Raw genomic sequence first — 17,761 nt, 5'->3', positions numbered from 1 at the left:
CCTACTCCGGCCGGATCCGGGACGCTTGCTTCTTACTCCGGCCGGATCCGGGACGGCGGCGACGGTGACTCCGTCCGGATCGATGGTCCGGGCGACGGCGCGCGAGCCGCCCCCTGACCGCGCCGGACCGGCCCCCTGGCCGCGCCGGACCGGCGATCCGGCGACGGCTGGCGGGGCGCCGGCGTCAGCAGAAGAAGGGGCGGACGGAGGGCAGGGCGGCGAACGGGGCGCGGCCGGACGCGGGACGCGAGCCGCCCGGATAGGCGTCCAACGTGCCCCGCGCCGCGCCGTTCTCGTTCACCGGCCCCTCGGCCACGGCCCGTGAGGACTCACCGCCGCCCACCGGCATGCCCTCGGAGGCGATGCCGCCGGCCGATGCGAGACCGGACGCGGCCGGTCCGAGCGCCGCGCCGTCCGGTCCGAGCGCCGCGCCGTCCGGGGCGGCTTCGCCAGGACGCGTCCCGCCGGACGCGCCGGCCAGGGAGGAGGCGTCCGTGGACCCGTTCCCCCCGGATCGGCCCGCGGACGAGGCGTCCCCGCCGGCGCCGTTCACACCCGCCGAGGGCGGATGGTTCGCGTTCGTACCGCCCCCTGGCAGGACGTCCGCGGCCGTGCCGTCCCCGGAGCGCGGCCGTGCCGCCGGACCCCCGCCGGACGGACCGGCGGCCCGCCCGCCCGCCCGGGACGCCCCGGCACCACCAGAAGACCCGGAACCACCAGAATGCCCGGAGGCCCCGGAACCGCCGGAAGACCCGGAACCACCAGAAGGCCCGGAGGCCGCGGAACCGCCGGGACCGCCGGGAGACCCGGACGCCCCGGAAGACCCGGAAGACCCGGACGCTCCCGAACCGCCCGAACCGCCAGGGCGGGAAGGCGCGGACGCGCCGGGGGCTCCCTGGGCGCCGGAGGCCCCCGGCGTGCCGGACCGCCCTTGCGCACCCGAGGCACCGGAGAGACCCGAGGGACCCGAGCCGGTCGAGGGAGCCCGGGAACCCGGCGGCCGTCGGGAGCCCGCGGGCCCGTGGGAACCTGCCGCACCGGGGGCGCCATGTGCGGCCGACCACCTTGAGGCGCCGGTCGGCCTGTCGTCCACACGGGAGGGGACGCCGCCGCCCGTGCGGGGCGGCCACGCGCCGATGCGCGGGGGGGCGTTGCCGGAGGTGCGCCGCGCGGACGCCCCCCACGCCGACGGGGCGGGAGATGCCGACCCCGGGGCGTACAGACGGTCGGGGGTGCGCTGGAGGCTGCCGGGCAGCAGGCCGATGCCGCGCGCGACCAGTCGCTGCCCGTAGACGTCGGTGATGCGGACGGTGTACGGCCCGGACCCGGCCCCGTGGCCGGCCACCCAGTAGTTGTCCGGCGCGCGCGACAGGTCGCGCCAGCGCCCGTCCCGCGAGATCTGCAGCCGGCGCAGCGGGTTGCCGTGGTCGACGGCCTGGATGGCGAGCCAGCGGGCCGAGGACCCCTGCTTGAGGCGGAACGCCACCGGCCTCGGGACCGCGGGGTTGCGCACCCTGTGGTAGCCGACGGGCACGACGCCGCGGCCGGGGTCGGCGATGCGGGCGAAGGCGGGGCGGCTGAGGTCGAGCTCTCCCGTGGCGCACGACAGGCACTCGTCGACGACCTGCACGCGGACGGTGCCGCGCGGGCCGGTGACGTCGAGATACGCGCCGCAGGCGGCCGAGCCGGCGTACTCGACGGGGGAGACCGCGACGACCAGGGCATCGCGCACCGCCCCCAGCAGGGAGCAGTCGCCGCCGAGCACCCGCGACAGGCCGCCCGGACCGCCCGGCCCCGGGCCCGACGCGGCGCACGCGGCGTTGCGGCCGACCTGCGCGCCGAGCGCCACCAGCGCGAGCGCGGTGCCCAGGGACACCGCCCACGCCAGCCGGTGCCACGCCGCCGCCCGCGCCCGTCGCCGCCTGCGCGGACGGTCGCCCCGAGGGCGCGCGGACACGGCCTCGCCGTCGCCCGGTGCCCGTCCGGACGCGGTCCCGCCCTCGCCCGGCGAGCGTCTCGACGTGTGATTCGCTGTCCTGCGATCACGCGGTGCCCGCCCGGGCATGACCTCGCCGTCGCCCGGCGAGCGTCCTGACGTGACCTCGTCGTCGCCCGGCGCGCGGCGCGCGTCCGGCAGGTCGCCGGCTCCTGCCCGCGCCTGATCATGAGCGCGCGTCATCGGACGCCGTGGCCACCGTCGCGATGCCGTCGGCCTGGCGCGCCGCCGATCCGCCTCCATGTGTGCTCTCCTCGCCGGACGTCGGCATTGACGAATGCGGAACGGCACCATGCTGTCACATTAAGCAACCGCAGGCTGGTCTTGTCCCATCTCCGGAGTGGGATGCCGATCGCAGGGCATTCGGTGACCGATGGGCGCGAAGATCGTCGCGGGCCGATGGCGGGCGCGGACCGGCGTGAAAGGGTGAAGGTCACGGCTTCGACTCCTCACTACGGACCCGCGTAACGTGTGCGAAACACCAAGCGGGCAGACTGGTAGATGACCAGACATGTCTTCCGCCGACTCAGAACCTGGCTCAGCGTGACGACGATGGTGTCCGAACACCGTCCGGCAGAAGGGGATGCCTTGGACCGCCAGCAGGAATTCGTGCTCCGTACGCTCGAAGAACGCGACATCCGGTTCATCCGGCTGTGGTTCACCGACGTGCTCGGGTTCCTCAAATCCGTGGCGATCGCCCCGGCCGAACTCGAGGGCGCCTTCGCCGAGGGCATCGGCTTCGACGGGTCGGCGATCGAGGGGTTCGCCCGCGTGTACGAGTCCGACATGCTGGCCAAGCCCGACCCTTCGACGTTCCAGATCCTGCCGTGGCGCAGCGAGACGCCGGGCGCCGGCCGCATGTTCTGCGACATCCTCATGCCGGACGGCTCGCCGTCGCACGCCGACCCGCGCTGGGTGCTCAAGCGCACGCTCGCGAAGGCCGCCGATATGGGCTTCACCTTCTACACCCACCCCGAGGTGGAGTTCTTCCTGCTCAAGGGGCGGCCGGAGGAAGGCGCCAGGCCCGTGCCGATCGACTCGGGCGGCTACTTCGACCACACCCCGCACAGCTCGGGCCACGACTTCCGCCGCAACGCGATCATGATGCTGGAGGCGATGGGCATCTCGGTGGAGTACAGCCACCACGAGGGCGCCCCCGGCCAGCAGGAGATCGACCTGCGGTACGCCGACGCGCTCACGACGGCCGACAACATCATGACCTTCCGGCTGGTCATGAAGGAGGTCGCCCTGGAGCAGGGCATCTGGGCGTCCTTCATGCCCAAGCCCTTCACCGACTTCCCCGGCTCGGGCATGCACACCCACATGTCGCTGTTCGAGGGCGACCGCAACGCCTTCTACGAGCCGGGCGCCGACTACCAGCTCTCCAAGATCGGCCGGTCGTTCATCGGAGGCCTGCTGCGGCACGCGGCCGAGATCACCGCGGTCTGCAACCAGTGGGTGAACTCCTACAAGCGGCTGTGGGGCGGCGCCGAGGCGATCGCCGGGCTCGGGGGCGAGGCGCCCAGCTACATCAGCTGGGGACACAACAACCGGTCCGCGCTCGTCCGCGTCCCCATGTACAAGCCGCACAAGGGCAACTCGACCCGCGTCGAGTTCCGCTCGCTGGACTCCGCGTGCAACCCCTACCTGGCGTACGCGGTGATCCTCGCCGCCGGCCTGAAGGGCATCGAGGGAGGCTACGAGATGCCGCCCGGCGCCGAGGACGACGTGTGGGCGCTCACCAGCGCCGAGCGGCGCGCTCTCGGCATCGAGCCGCTGCCGCAGAGCCTGGACGAGGCGATCACCACCATGGAGCGCAGCGAACTGGTCGCCGAGACCCTGGGCGAGCACGTCTTCGACTACTTCCTGCGCAACAAGCGCGCCGAATGGCACGAGTACCGCCGCCAGGTCACCGAGTTCGAACTGGGCCGCTACCTGCCCGTGCTGTGATCGCGCTCGGGCGGCGTGCGCGCCGACGGGCGGGAGGTGGCAGAGGGACGCGACGGCGGGTCGTCGGCCTTCTGCCACATCCATCTCGTGATGACCTGAACCGTTGATGGACATCGGCGAGTACGTCGAGTTCTTCGATCCGGACGTGGTCGGCGCATGGCTGCGCTGGGACGCGGTCACCGCGTCGAACTGCCCGGTCACGCAGATCTGCACGCGGTCGAGGGAGTACCTGGCGGCGCTGTACACCATGTGGTACGTGACTCCGGACGGCTCCGACGGCGACTGGAGAGGTGAGCAGGACCGGCCACTGCGGGTGGGCGAAGCCCACACCACGTCGGGCGGCTGGCCGGAAGGGCGTGCTGATCGCGTCGCGGGCCTGAGGGACGCCTTCCAGCGTGAGGGCCGTCCGGTTCACCTCGTGCTGCCCGGATACTCGCTGGGGAACGGCCGGGTTCTGCTGCTCGACGGCACCCACCGCGCGGTCGCGGCTCATCTGTCCGGCGTGGACGTACGGCTGATGGTGTTCTCCATCGAGGGCCCGATGGACGCGGCCGTGCTTCCTGATCTCGCCCGCTATTCGGCCTCTTCGGCGGCTTCCGCCTGCGGAGCGGACGCGTAAGGGGGGCGGGCGGCGGCGCGGCGGGCGAGATAGTCGAGGAGCAGATTCTCCACCGCCTCCCGCTTCTCGGACACCCGCAGCCGCAGCAGCGAGTCCAGCAGGACCGTCCAGAACAGCAGGGCGGCCGTCGGCGCCGCCACGACGACCGTCCAGTGAAGGTCGAAGGCGACCATGAGGTTCGGCGAGGCGAACAGCACCGGCGCGAGGATGGCCGCCAGGATGTTGATCTCCAGCTCCGTCTTGTCGATGCTGTAGACGGGCGCGTACGCCCGCAGCCAGAGCTTGCTGTACACGAACCGGTAGTACTGCACATCGCCCGTGTGGTAGCCGCCGGTCGGGTGGAAACGACCGCTCGCCGCCTCGGCCTCCTCGGCCGGCCGGGCGGCCCTCTGACCGGACTCCCGTGGGGTGCCCCCTTTCCGCGAGGCCACCTTGCTCGTGCGGGCGCCTTCGCGCTCCTGCCGGACGGGCTCGCCCGCTCGCTCCCGTCGCCCGAGATGCGCGTGCACCTCGAAGCACTCGGCGAGATCCTCCGGCGCGAACCACTCCTTCAGCCGGTCCTGAGACCCGATCTGGTACCTGCGCCTGACGAACCTCAGCCGCTCCAGTCGGCTCACCAGCTTGAATGCCAGTTCACGGCAGATATAGCCGAGGACGAAGGCGCCCGCGAGCGCGCAGATGGCGACCATCACCCCCAGAACGCCCGTCGCGCCCGCCAATGTCCGCAGGGTGTCCTCGTGACGTAACTGGTTGACGAGCACGGTGCCCTCGGTGAGGACCACCAGGCCCGGCGCGAGGACGCTGGCCAGTTGAAGGCTGATGTAGAAGGACATCCGGCCGCGCGCCAGTTCCGCGCCTCCCAGCAGAGGAGTGAGTGGATCCACCGTTGGCACCCCCGGGAGCGTCCGCCGCGACGCATCAAGAGGTATCGACCACGGTGATCTCCGTCAAGGGAGCCGATGGCGGAGGGGGGACCGGCTCTCATGCGTCATGCCGCCGTTACTCACCGCTAACGGCTCCGTCATCGTCGGCTGATGCAATGACGATCAAGCGGTACGGATAATATCTGGCGGTATCTACCGGAATTTACGGTCTATCGCTCCTGTTAGGAGCAGCATGGGGGGTGCTACCGCATGACAACGACGTCCGCAGGTGTGCAGACCGCGCTTACCGTACCGGCCCGGTTTCGCGGCCCTGAGGGGATGGCGAACGGCGGCTGGGTCGCCGGGACGCTGGCCGGAACCCTCGCCGATCGGCTCGACTGCGCGCACGCGCTCGAGGTCACCCTGCACCGGCCCATCCCCCTGGACACCGAGCTCGCCGTGAGCCACATGGCCAACTCCGCGTCGCTGTCCCTCGACGGGCAGGTGCTCGTGGAGGCCATCCCCGTCGCGCTCGACGTGACCCCGCCGCCCTTCGTGCCCTTCACCGACGCCGCGCGCGCCGAGGCGGGCTTCCCCGGCCTGACCGGCGGCCATCCCGCGCCCGGATGCTTCGTGTGCGGCCTGCGCGACCCGGGCGACGGGCTGCGGATCTTCCCCGGCCCCGTCGAGGGCACCGACCTGGTCGCGGCCGGGTGGCGGGTGCCGGTGACCGTGACCGACGACGGCGTCGTCCCGGACGCCCTGGTGTGGGCCGCGCTCGACTGCCCCACCGGGTGGGCGAACGCCGGGGAGGGCGGCCCGGGCCTGCTGGGACGCATCACGGCGCAGGTCTTCCGGCGCGTGTACCCGAACGGCACCTACTCCGTCGTGGCACGCTCCACCGGGCGCGAAGGGCGCAAGCTCTTCGGCGAGAGCGCGGTGTACGAAGTGGACGGCACCCTCGTCGCCGCCGCCAAGGCCACCTGGATCATCCCCGCCTGACCGCCCCGCTCCGGCATCCTCGTGTGAGGGCCGGTCCGCCGGCGTCCCCGGACGCCGGGTCAGAGCGCGAGGCCGGCGCGGATCAGGCTGATCGTCCAGATCGCCAGGACGGCCAGCACGCCCGTGCTCAGCAGGGCCGAGGCGCCGAAGATCGACCAGCGCAGCAGCCGGTGGGTCAGCGGCACCCGGTCCTCCGCGCCCCGGCTCGGCGCCCACGGCCCGCGCAGGTCGGCCGTCGTCAGCTCCGGATCGCCGTCCCCTTCAGAGCCGTCCCGGCCTGCGTCCGTGCCTTCGTCCCCGCCAGGCCGCGGACTGCCGGGCCGGGTGCCTTCGTCGCCGCCGGGCCGGGTGCCCGCGTCCGACTCCGCCTCCGGCTCTGTCGCCGTGCCCGGTCCGGTGGACGCGTTCCGCCCGGTGTCCCGTGCCGGGGCCGTGGCGAGGCGGATTCTCTCGTTGAGCCTGAGCTTGGCGCCGTTGGCGATGCTCGCGGAGGAGGCGTGGTCGTGGCCGTCCGGGTCGGAGCCGTTCACGGGCAGGCCGACCAGCCAGGCGAGCAGGCCGGCGACGGCGGTGTCGTCGGCGGGAAGCCCGGAGGCCAGATAGCGCACCTCGGCGGCCGTCCTGGCCAGGTCGCGCACCATGTTGCCCAGGCCGACCCCGTCGAACCACTCCGGCAGCCGGTCGGCGTCCTGGCCCACGGCCGTCGTGCGGAGCAGGTCGGCCTTGGTGACGACGACGGCGACGCGTTTCTGCCGGCCTCCGTCGGCCCGTGCGGCCAGCTCGTTCCTGACCCGCTGAAAGGTGTCGGAGGGGTCCTCGGGGGACAGCACGACGCCGGCGCGCTGGAGGGACTGCCGCTCGCCCTCCGACAGGCCGAGCTGCACCAGCGGCAGGGCGAACGGGTCCACCACGAGCAGCATCGCCTCGCCGTGGGCCAGGTAGCTCATCGCCTCCACCTGGGTGGCGCCGGTGAACCCCTCCCCGGAGGGGTCGAACAGGTACAGAATGCGGTTGCCGCTGCGGGCCCGCGAGCCGGGTAGCGTGACGTCCACCATGGTCGCCGACGGAGCCCGCGTCGTGGTCTTGGAGACTCTGCCGAGCCGCAGCTCATGGCGCAGCCGCGAAAAGGCGATCTCATCGCCCTCCACCACGAACCCGGCCCGGCCCTGCGCGTCCTTCACCACCCGGTTCAGCGCGTTGAGCGCCAGCACCATGAAGGTCGTCTTGCCCGCGTCGGGCCCGCCGATGAAGGGCAGCGGCTCGATGCGGGCCCTGCCGATGCGGGGCGGCAGCGCGCGACCGCACTCCGGACAGTACGCCGGCAGCCGGAAGCGGCCCAGGACGATGGCCGTGGGCAGGCGTGTGCCGCACCGGCACACGTGCCGGAACACCCCGTCGAGGTTGGGAGCCAGGTGGCGGTGCCGCCGTCCGCAGGTGGGGCAGGCGTACTCGGGCAGGCTGATGCGCGCGTAGCACTGCGGGTGCGGGCAGGTCTGCAGGATGCGCCGCGCCCGCATGAACACCGTCTCCACGCAGAGCAGCAAGAGCAGACAGCTGAGCCACAACAGCAACCCCGCCGCCGCGACCAGCGCGTACGCGGCAGTGAGCGCGGCGGCGACGGCGGCCAGCGGGACCACCGCCGCGGCGACGCCCGCGACCAGGGCCAGCCAGATGGGCAGGACGAAGAATCCCTGGACGTTGGTCATCAGCCGCCGTGTGACCGTGCCGAGCGCCCGCCTGGCGGCCTGCGCCATCGCGGGGACGGCCGCGCGCTGCGTCCGCCACCAGTCCAGTGCCATCTGGCCGAACAGGTAGTGGCGGTAGACGGGGTCCCGGTCGGTCTCGGCGGCGCCCGGACGGCCCTCCGCGTCCGCCGCGCCGGCGACGACGGGGGAGGCGCCGCGTGCCGTGACCGGGAGCAGCACCCGCCCGGCACGCAGGAAGTAGTGCCCGACACCGGCCGCGGTCGCGGCGGCCAGGGTCAGCGTGGCGACGACCGGGAACCCGTACAGGAACCCGAAGTACATGCACGCGCCCCACAGCACGACCGCGACACCGAAGACGAACGGCATCAGCCCACCCCCTTCGAGGGGCTCATGTAGAGGGGCATGGAGGGACTCATGTGGAGGGTCATCGGGGGTCTCGCTGCCAGGGAAGGGTGCGCCGGCCCTTCGCCATCTCCTTGAGTCCGGCCGCCAGCTCCGGGTCGTGCTTGAAGCGCGAGTCGGCCGACCCGAACGGCGACCAGCCGGTGAGCTGCGATCTCGCCCACGCGTCCAGCTCGGGCACCGTGGCGCCGGCCAGGTGCAGGCGGACCGCGACCTCCAGCAGCGCGGCCTGCTCGTCGCGGCTCCTGCGCTCCTCCAGCCAGGCGTGGGCCAGCCCGGTCCTCGCCTCCTCGGGCAGTCGCCGCATGACCTCGGCGCGGAAGCGCGGCTCCCGATCAGCCGTGATCCGGGCGGCGCAGGCCAGCGCCTCCCGCAGCAGTTCGTCGTCGGACTCTGGCCGCAGGTCCTCCAGCCGCCCCAGTGTCGCCGCCGCGCCCGCGGGGTCGGCGGTCTCCCGGAGGCCGGCGACCAGGAGCATCACCTCGGCGTCCGCGGCCGGATATCCGGGGACGGTGTCCCGCACCAGCCCGGCCAGCCCCACCAGGGCGGGGTCCTCGACGCCCTCGGCGAGGAAGGTGCGGGCCGGCAGGTCGCTGAGGTGCGGCGAGCGGCCCATGGCGGCGCCGAGCCGTCGCACCAGGGCCTCGCACTCGGCCCGGCCGGGCGCCTGCTCCCACACCGCGAACACCGCGGCGTCCAGCGCCCCGGCCGGCACGTCATCGCCGTTCGCGTCCGCCCCCAGAGAATGCGCCGCGTCCACCGATCCGTGCGAAGGGGCGGCGCCGGAAGAGGCCGAACCATAGGGGTCCAGGGCGTGGGAGGCGTCCCCGGCCCTGGGAAGGAGGGAGCCGCAGGCGTCTTCGGCGCCGTGAGGGGGCGAACCGGACGCGGGCCCGGCATCGTGTGGGGCGGCGGGCCCGGGGTCGTGCGGGGCGCCGGGAACGGGGCCGTGTGGGGCGCCGGGATCGGGGTCGTGCGGGGCGCCGGGAACGGGGCCGTGCGGGGCGGCGGGAACGGGGCCGGGGCCGGACGCCGCGGTCGCGGTCTCGTGGAGGGCGATCAGCTGGACGGTGGCCTCGACGCGGGGGAGGCGGTCGCGCCGGACCCGGGACAGGATCACCGCCGTCCCGGTGAGCGGCGCGGAGGACAGGTCGCGCGAGGCCAGCAGGTCGCACACCTCGTCGCTCAGCATCCGCCCGCGCACCGCCGGCGCCGACTCCTCAAGCCCCCGGACCACTCCCGCGAGCACGGCCTCGCGCATGCCCGGCGGCACCCGTTCGAGCAGGAGGCCGAGGTCGCCCCCGCCCGCACGGACGACGGCGCGGGCCGCGAGCGCGAGGCCGGTGGGGTCGATGGGCGCGCCGACCGCTTCTGCCGTGGCCGCGATCTGGACGAGCTCGGAGGCGTCCCGGACGTCGGCCAGCGCCCGCGCGGCCTCCGCGCGCAGCGTCTCGCGCGTCCGCGGCCACGCCGGAGGGGCGGGGGAGGGCAGCGTGGGGTCGCGCAGGGCCAGGACGGCGCAGCGCGCGGCGCACAGCTCGGCGGTCTCGGCGGGCGCCAGGGCACGCGCGGCGTCGGCCAGTTCGTATTCCATCCGGTCGCACACGCGCCCGAGGTCGGACCACAGCCAGTCGGGCAGGCCGGGCGAGAGCGTGCGCGCGATGGCCGACTGCTCCTCGGCGGTCACGCTGTCGTCGCCCCGGCACAGCGCGAGCAGCGCCGCGCTGGTCTCCGGTTCGAACCCCTCGCCGTCCAGGCCGCCGGCGGACCGCAGCTCGCCGATCGCGTCGATGCCGGCAAGGTCCATGCGTCGCCAGCATTCGGCGACCGTACGGGCGAAGCGGCCGAGCGGGGGGCCCGCCGCGGGTGGGGGCTCGGAAAGCCGCACCACGGCGGCGTCGATGTCGGAGGGCAGCCAGACGTCGGGGGTGGTCCCGACGATGACCTGCGGCGCCGCGCCCGGGTCGGCGCTGTAGGTGCAGAACGGCAGCCGCGCGGCCACCTGCCAGGGCAGCGAGTAGGAGATGACGCCGATCCAGCGCACGATCTCCTCGACGTCCGCGCAGACCAGCACGAGCCGTCCGTGGCCCTGGGAGAGCGCCTTGACGACGGCCTCCAGCAGGGCGCCGAGCCGCGTGTAGGCGGCCTCGCCGCAGGAGGCGAGCCAGGAGGCCAGCGACTCGGGGTCGACGTGGTCGCCGGGCGGCAGGTCGGTGAGCGCCGGGAGCGCCGTCCCGGAGGAGGCGGGCACGTCCGACCACAGGGGGGCCTGCCAGAACTCCACCGGGCGCAGGCCCGTCAGCTCCTCGGGGTCGGCGACGACGGCGTGGCCGAGGTAGTTGCCGTACCGGCCCGAGTAGTCCTGGCCGAGGTAAACGCAGCGGGTGAGGACGTACCGAGGCCCGGCCGGTCCGTAGGCGAGGGCCACGGGCAGCCGGGCGACCTCGGCCGGAGTGGGGGCGAGCGGCGCGCCGGGCGGCGGCCGGTAGGACAGGTAGGGGGCCACCTTGCCCGCGAGGCCGGGGGGCAGCCCCGGCGACTCGGCGACGAACTGGAACCCCGCCCGCCCGGCGGGCCCCGCCTCAGCGGAGGTGTAATGCAACTGCCACGCCATCGGCCGCCCCGCCCCCTTCCATGCCCGCCGAGGAGCGCGGGGTTCCCCGCCGCACGGCGTCGGTGAGGGTCATCGGCGGACTCCGGTGAGCATGCCGAAGCGGTGGAGGAGCCATAGCAGGGGGTCCTCGACGCGGTAGGGGCGGATGCCGCCGGGGCCGACGCTGTCGGCGCCGGGGACGCCGCCGAGAGCGGACAGGCCGAACAGCGCGAAGTCGATGAAGTGCTGACGCAGGTAGCGGTCGACCATGCCGGCCTGCCACTCGTCCAGCAGCGCCCTGATCTGCTCGTGGACGGCCTCGCGGTCGTCCAGGTCGAGGGTGCCGGACGGGGTGCGGGCCCGGTGCAGGGCCGACTGGGTGTCCATGCCCTCCTGCAACGCGTCGATCTTGCTGAGCGCCACCGCCACCGGCACCTTCAGCCGCCCCGACCCCGCCCGGTCGCGCAGCAGTTCGGTGACCCGGCTGATGACGTTGATCGGGTCGCTGTCGGGGTCGCCCGCGTTGACGCCGCTCCTGGCCGCGGCGATGCCGCTGAGCGACGCCTTGGCCCCGGGCAGCTCCAGCGGGTCCACCAGGAAGACGATGGCGTCGGCGGCGTTGAGGTAGCGGAGATGGGTCTCGGTGGACTCGCGGCTGCGCAGGTCCTCACCGGCGGTGTCGAACAGGACGAGCGTCAGCGACATGGTCTTGGAGCGCAGGCGGCCGGGGACGGTGCGGGTGAGCAGGTACACCAGCGGGTCGCGGGGCTCGGTGGCGGCCGGCCGGGTGGTGGCCAGCAGCCGCTGCTCGCCGTAGAGCGGCCGGGCGAAGTCCTGCTTGTAGCGGGCGATGGTGCGGTCGTCGCAGGCGACCAGCGAGGAGTCCAGCTCGGCTCCGACCCGGTTGGTCAGCTCGTGCAGCAGCACGGCGATGTAGGTGCTCTTGCCCGATCCCTTGGCCCCGACCAGCGCGACGATCTTGCCGGGGTTCGCGCAGTACTCGGCGGGCAGCCGGTTGTGGCACTCGGGGCACACCCGCCACCCGGTGGAGCGCGTACACCTGGGGCAGTCGGCCCGCCGTCCCGGCCTGCGCACGGAGAACACCGGCGGCAGGGACGCGGCGGCGGGCGAGCCGAGGTAGTCGGCGAGGGTCTCGTCCAGCACGGCGTCGCATCCGCCGCCGCGCCCGGACCTGCCCGCGCAGCGGAAGGCGATGCGGTTGCGATCGAGCCGCGCGAAGCAGAACGGGCAGGTGATCTCCACGGCGTCATCCCACCTTCATCCGCCGGACCGGCGGGTCGATGAGGGCGACTTCGCCGCCCGGGGCGCCGCGGTCGGCGCCGTGGCCGTGCGCCGGCCCCGGATCGGGGTCGTCGTCGAACACCAGGCCGCCGCCGAACGACGGGCCCGGCCCGCCGCCGGGGATGGGGGTGCGGCCGGCCGCCGGGGCGTCCCCGTAGGGCTCCCACGCCGGGGCGCTCTCGACGGCGCCCTCGGCGAAGCAGCGCAGCCAGTACGGCTTGGCCTGCCGCGGGGCCGGGACGGTGAGCCGGGCCGGGACCTCCAGGTCGGTCCAGTCGTCCAGCAGGATGCCGTCGTCGGCGGACTTGGGCTGGACGTGCCCGGGCTTGAGCACCAGGGCCAGGCGGCGCAGCCGGACGGGCCGGTCGGCGGTGATCTCGACCACCAGCGACCGCCGCCAGGCGGGCCCCTGCTGGCTGAGGTCGTAGCGGACCGGGACGCGGCCGGCCAGGTGCAGGCTGACGGCGGCGCCGCGCACCCGCTCGCCGCGCACCATGGAGGTGGGCGCGACCTCGACGGTGACCGGCTCGCCCTCGGGCACGTCCAGCCGCACCCCGCCCTGCGCCCGGTAGGCCGCCGAGTTGACGATCATGCTGCGGCCGTTCCAGCGGACCTCGACCTCCGGGACGTCCGGCGGCCAGACGAACCCGACGTACACGGTGACGCCGCGGCGCTGGGCGGTGAGCCGGGCCGGGGGAGCCAGGTTGACGTGCTCGATGTGCGCGCCGACGGTGGCCAGCTCGCCGGACACGGTGACCGCCAGCAGCACGCCCTGGCCGCCGCCGGGGCGGATCGACTGGCCGTCGCGGGTGGGCGCCGAGGGAACGGCCCGGGTCGCCGCGCGCAGCTCGGTCAGCGACAGGGTGGTGCCCATCGGCCAGGGCGGCGCCGCGTCCAGCCCGACGATCTCCAGGGCGCCGGTCGCGGGCTCCTCGTAGTGGACCAGGAAGGTGCCCGGCGCCGACGGGTCGGGCCGCAGGGTGAAGTCGGTGATCGGCCGCGGCCGTCCGAGGGGTGTCATCGTGCGCCGCACGCCCGGCGTGACCACCTCGCCGTCGGGGTCGGCGTAGACGGCGCGGACGGTGTAGCTGTAGCTGGTGCCGTTGGCGACGTCCCGGTCGCGGAAGCCGGTGTCGCCGGCGGGCACCGGGTGCCCGTCCCGGGTGACGATCACCCGGGTGGCCTCGGCGGGCCGCGTCCAGCGCCCGGACACCACCCCGTCGCCCGCGGTCAGCCGCAGGTCGCCCGGCTCGGGACGGACGATCACCGTGGCGGCGAGCGCCGGCATGGCGACGGCCTCGTCCCTGCGGGCGACCACCCAGTAGGCGACCGGGGTGTTGACCGGCGGCTGCTCGTCGCGAGCGGAGGGCCGCTCGGCCGTCGCCAGCAGGATGCCGTCGCGGTAGACGTCGTAGACGATGCGGCCGGCCCGGGACGGCGAGGGCTGCCAGACCAGGCTCACCCCCTCGCCCTGGACGGCGGCGCGCACGGCCCGCGCCGGGTGGGGGGCCAGCCGGGCGAGCAGTTCGGCGGCGCCGGGCAGGTCGGGGACGCGCTGGAGGGCGTCGCGCGCCGCGAGCCAGGCGTCGTCGGGGTCCAGGGCGGTGCGCGCCCGCTCTCTGAGCCGCACGGCCTGCGCGAGCCGGGCCCGCACCTCGGTGGCCAGCTCGGCGGCGTCGCCGGTGAGCGCGCCGGGCTCCAGCGCCTCGGCGAAGTCGGCCGCCGCGTGGATCTCCCCCGCGTCGACCAGCTCGCGCAGCCGCGAGGCCGCGCCGCCGCCGAGGCCGCCCTCGCCGCGGACCGCGAAGATCAGCCGGCGCGCGTCGCCGGCGGCGAGGTCGAGCTCGGTGGTCGCGTGGCGCAGCAGCGTGTCGTCGTAGGGGTGTTCGCGGACCCGTTCGCGCAGGCGGGACACGATGTCGTACAGGACCAGCGCCGCGGGGTCGGGGGAGTTGCGCAGGGCGGCCAGCACCGTGTCCGCGCCGATGGTCCACGGCCCGCGCGTGCGGGCGGCCCAGTGGCGCCCCACCTCGGCGATGGCCTCGGGCACCGAGCCGCCGCCCGCGACCGCGAAGCCGTCGAGCACCCGCATATCGGCGCACCGGTCGCCGAACAGGAACCGGCCCAGGTGGGGCGCGCCGAGCACGTCCAGCGCCTCGCGCACCTTGGCGAACCCGGGGTAGGGGGCCGCGTCGGGCAGCGGGTCGGGGTCGCGGACCTCGATGTCCCGCTCGGCGGCCAGCCGGACGGCCTCCTCCTGGCTGACGCCGCTGGAGCGGGCGATGGTGGCCAGCAGCGCGGGGGAGAGCATGCGCAGCCGCCCCGCGGCGTCCTCCAGCCGGCCGCCGGCGCCCGACAGCCGGCGCGCCGCCCTGCGCTCGGAGTCGCCCAGCGCCTCGCGCAGCGGAGCCAGGTCGCCCTCGGCGGCGGCGGTGAAGATGGGCGAGAACCGCGCGTGGTCGGCCTCCAGCCGGTCGGCCAGCCGCTTGTACTTCAGCATGCCCCGGGCGCGCCGCCAGCACTGGCGCACCTGGCGGACGGTCTCGGCGACCTGGGCGGCCGTCATCGCCTCGGTGAGCTGGTAGCGGACGCGCAGGTCCTCCGGCGGGAGACCGCCGGCCTCGCGGGCGGGCTCCAGCACCTCCCGGGTGTAGCGCTGTTCGTCGAACGCCATGCGACCGCCCGGCTAGCTGACCTGGACGCGGGACAGGGCGGCCCGGGACTCGGCGACGTCCTCCTCGGACATGCCGCCGATCTGGATGCGCAGTTCGAGCTCCTCGCCGGTCTCGCGCTCGCGGGCGGTGACCTGCAGCAGCCCGGAGGCGTCCAGGGCGAAGGTGACCTCGATCGGCCACCCGGCCGGCTTGCCCGCGGGGATCTTCAGCACACCCTCGGCGATGACGCCGTTGTCCTCGACCTCCTCGGACTCGGCGGTGCCGGCCTGCTCCATGACCTCGATGGTGACCCCGGTCTGCCCGCTGTCGATGGTGTAGAAGTCCTGCGTGACGCCGGCGGGGAGCGCGTCGTTGGCGTGGACGAGGTGTTCGACGCTGCGGCGCCGGGTCTCCTTGTCGGTGACGATGATGCCGAAGGCGCGCGAGGCGACCGTCTTGATCGTGCGGCCGGCGATCTGCTCCTGCTGCTCGGCGCTCAGGCCCGCCCGCTCGGCGATCTCCTTGGCCTTGGCCGGCTCGCCGGAGCGCATCAGGCGGCGGTAGGTCTCCTCGAAGGCGAACAGGGCCGCGCCCTTGGCCACGGCCAGGTCGGGGTCCTGCAGGCGCGGGGTGAGCTGGAACTCCTTCTGCAGGGCCTCGGTGACCGCGGGCATCTTGGTGGAGCCGCCGACGAGCACCAGGTGGTCGTAGGCGGCGACCCCCTTGCCGGTGGCGGTCTCCATCGTGCGCCGGGTGATCTCGATGGTGCGGTCGAGCAGGTCGCGGGTGAGCTCCTCGAAGGACGCGCGGGTGAGCTCGACGGTGCTGACCCGGCCCTCGTGCATGACGCGGACGACGTGCTGGGCGCGCGTGGACAGGGTCTTCTTCAGGTCCTCGGCGTCGCGGCGGAGCTGCTGCTCGGAGTGCTTGTCCAGCAGCGGGTCGCCGGCGTCGGGGTGCTCCTCGCGGAACCGCTCGGCCAGGTGCTCGGCCAGGCGGTCGTCCCAGTCGGCGCCGCCCAGCTCGTGGTCGCCGTCGGTGCAGACGACCTCGATGTCCCCGCCCTGGATGCGCATCACGGTGGTGTCGAAGGTGCCGCCGCCGAGGTCGTACACCAGGATCGTGCGGTCCTGGTCGGGGTTGAGCACCCCGTAGGTGATGGCCGCGGCGATCGGCTCGGAGATGATGTCGATGACGTTGAGGCCGGCGATCTGCCCGGCCTTCCTGGTGGCGTCGCGCTCGGCGGCGCCGAAGTAGGCCGGGACGGTGATGACGACGTCGTCCACCGTCTCGCCGGTCGCGGTGGCGGCGTCGTCGGCGAGCTTGCGCAGGACGAAGGCGGAGATCTCCTCCGGGGTGTAGGGCCTGCCGTGCCGCACGCGCGGGGTGTCCTGCCCCATGTCGCGCTTGATGCGGCTGACGACCAGGTCGGGGTGCAGGACGGCGCTGTCCTTGGCGGTCGCCCCGACCACGACGTTGTCGGGCGACTCGAAGAACACCACCGAGGGCGTGGTGTCGGCGCCCTCCAGGTTGCGCAGCACCGTGGGACGGCCGACGTCGTCGACATAGGCGATGCACGAATACGTCGTACCGAGGTCGATCCCGTGAACAGCCATCCCCTACTCGCTCTCCTTCTCCGTGCCGCCGCCGGCGCGTTCGGCGGCGCCGTTCACCGCGTCACGCGCATTGTCGGCCTTGCCGTTGTTTCGATTGCCTCGCTGTTGCTTCGGGTCGTCCGCGCTGCCCGCTTTATCCTGTTTCTTCGCTTTTTTTGGATCGGTCGATTTCGGCTGCGCCGCCCGGTCGTCGGCCCTCCCCACCACCACCGGCGCCTTGCGCAGCACCCGCTCGCCCATGGTGAAGGCCTCGCCCAGCACCTCCACGACCGTCCCGTCCTCCCCGGCGGCCACCGGGCTGGTGCCCGCCGGCCGGTGGAGGGCCGGGTCATAGGCGTCGCCCGCCTTGACGCCCACGCGCTCGGCGCCCGTGCGGCCGAGCACCTCGGCGAGCTCCTCGGCGATGGCCGACAACAGCGGCCCGGCCAGCTCGGCCGACGGGACGCGCGGCCCCTGCCAGCGCGCCGCCTCGCGCGCCACCGTGTCGTGCAGGCGGTACAGGGCCGCCCTGACGGGGGTCAGGGCCTCCTGGAGCGCCCCGTGCCGCAGTTGCTGGTTCTCGGCGTGCAGGCGGTCGATCACCTGCTCCCGGTGCGCTGCCCGCTCGTGCTCGCGCCCCACGGTCTCGGCGAGGGCGGCGAGCCGGCGGGTGAGCTCCTCGACCTGGCGCGAGAGCTCCTTGGCGGCGTCGGCCTGCCCCTCGGAGGGCGCGGAGGGCGTCGTGCCGCCGGAGGCGGGCTCGCGCGGCTCTTCGGGGGGAGGCGCCATCGATCTCCTCGCGGCGGAAATAAGAATTCCTGACGTCAGTAACTGTAGGCCACCGAAGACCCCGCCCGGTAGAGATTGATCTGTCCGGTAATGAGCCTTATGTCGGACTGATCGGTCATCCCGGTCGCGGGCCTTTCGGAGGCGGGACCTGCACCGTATATACATCCTTCACGGCTCGGCGCAGGGAATTCTCGGTTGGATATGGCTTAGATCCCATAAGTCCCATTAGTTACATGCATTGCGCGCCGGGTGATGTCAGATGGGATCGCCGCCGCCTCTCGTCCCGGCGG

Annotated in this window: 11 protein-coding genes; 3 read left to right on the top strand and 8 right to left on the bottom strand. The window is 74.1% G+C overall.

Annotated elements, in window-relative coordinates:
* Window positions 1–184: 184 nt before the first annotated feature.
* Window positions 185–1,957 carry an expansin EXLX1 family cellulose-binding protein gene (locus ACWEN6_RS15115; protein ID WP_452570728.1) on the bottom strand — a complete coding sequence of 591 codons (1,773 nt, stop codon included), beginning with the start codon at window positions 1,955–1,957 and terminating at the stop codon, window positions 185–187.
* 627 nt (window positions 1,958–2,584) lie between these two features.
* On the opposite strand from ACWEN6_RS15115, the gene ACWEN6_RS15110 reads away from it, so the two are divergent.
* Together ACWEN6_RS15110 and ACWEN6_RS15105 are read left to right on the top strand one after the other, a co-directional pair.
* Complete coding sequence (locus ACWEN6_RS15110; protein WP_452570727.1) at window positions 2,585–3,946, top strand: glutamine synthetase family protein; 1,362 nt, start codon at window positions 2,585–2,587, stop codon at window positions 3,944–3,946.
* 106 nt (window positions 3,947–4,052) lie between these two features.
* Entirely contained in the window at window positions 4,053–4,565 is a 513-nt protein-coding gene (locus ACWEN6_RS15105) for a hypothetical protein (RefSeq protein WP_452570726.1), read from the top strand.
* Here the strand turns inward: ACWEN6_RS15105 and ACWEN6_RS15100 are convergent.
* On the bottom strand, window positions 4,520–5,449 hold the full coding sequence (locus ACWEN6_RS15100) for a hypothetical protein (RefSeq protein ID WP_452570725.1): 930 nt from the start codon (window positions 5,447–5,449) through the stop codon (window positions 4,520–4,522). The genes ACWEN6_RS15105 and ACWEN6_RS15100 overlap by 46 nt on opposite strands.
* A gap of 249 nt (window positions 5,450–5,698) precedes the next feature.
* Here ACWEN6_RS15100 and ACWEN6_RS15095 point away from each other — a divergent pair, with 249 nt between their 5' ends.
* Complete coding sequence (locus ACWEN6_RS15095; RefSeq protein ID WP_452570724.1) at window positions 5,699–6,430, top strand: hypothetical protein; 732 nt, start codon at window positions 5,699–5,701, stop codon at window positions 6,428–6,430.
* A 59-nt stretch (window positions 6,431–6,489) separates the two neighbouring features.
* Here the strand turns inward: ACWEN6_RS15095 and ACWEN6_RS15090 are convergent, their stop codons facing one another.
* The 6 genes from ACWEN6_RS15090 to ACWEN6_RS15065 all read right to left on the bottom strand — a co-directional run bounded on the left by ACWEN6_RS15090 (window position 6,490) and on the right by ACWEN6_RS15065 (window position 17,471).
* Complete coding sequence (locus ACWEN6_RS15090) at window positions 6,490–8,502, bottom strand: TRAFAC clade GTPase domain-containing protein (RefSeq protein ID WP_452570723.1); 2,013 nt, start codon at window positions 8,500–8,502, stop codon at window positions 6,490–6,492.
* A gap of 58 nt (window positions 8,503–8,560) precedes the next feature.
* Entirely contained in the window at window positions 8,561–11,152 is a 2,592-nt protein-coding gene (locus tag ACWEN6_RS15085) for a GAP1-N2 domain-containing protein (protein ID WP_452570722.1), read from the bottom strand.
* Between the two features lie 69 nt (window positions 11,153–11,221).
* Window positions 11,222–12,394, bottom strand: a complete 1,173-nt coding sequence (locus tag ACWEN6_RS15080; protein WP_452570721.1) for a TRAFAC clade GTPase domain-containing protein — start codon at window positions 12,392–12,394, stop codon at window positions 11,222–11,224.
* Between the two features lie 4 nt (window positions 12,395–12,398).
* A complete protein-coding gene (locus ACWEN6_RS15075; RefSeq protein ID WP_452570720.1) occupies window positions 12,399–15,107 on the bottom strand; it encodes a hypothetical protein in 2,709 nt (902 codons plus the stop codon).
* A 12-nt stretch (window positions 15,108–15,119) separates the two neighbouring features.
* Complete coding sequence (locus tag ACWEN6_RS15070; protein WP_354843608.1) at window positions 15,120–16,703, bottom strand: Hsp70 family protein; 1,584 nt, start codon at window positions 16,701–16,703, stop codon at window positions 15,120–15,122.
* A gap of 3 nt (window positions 16,704–16,706) precedes the next feature.
* A complete protein-coding gene (locus tag ACWEN6_RS15065) occupies window positions 16,707–17,471 on the bottom strand; it encodes a nucleotide exchange factor GrpE (RefSeq protein WP_452570719.1) in 765 nt (254 codons plus the stop codon).
* Between the last annotated feature and the right edge of the window lie 290 nt (window positions 17,472–17,761).

It is taken from the genome of Sphaerisporangium sp. NPDC004334 (assembly GCF_053602655.1).
This window is presented reverse-complemented; position numbering and strand designations above follow the sequence as displayed.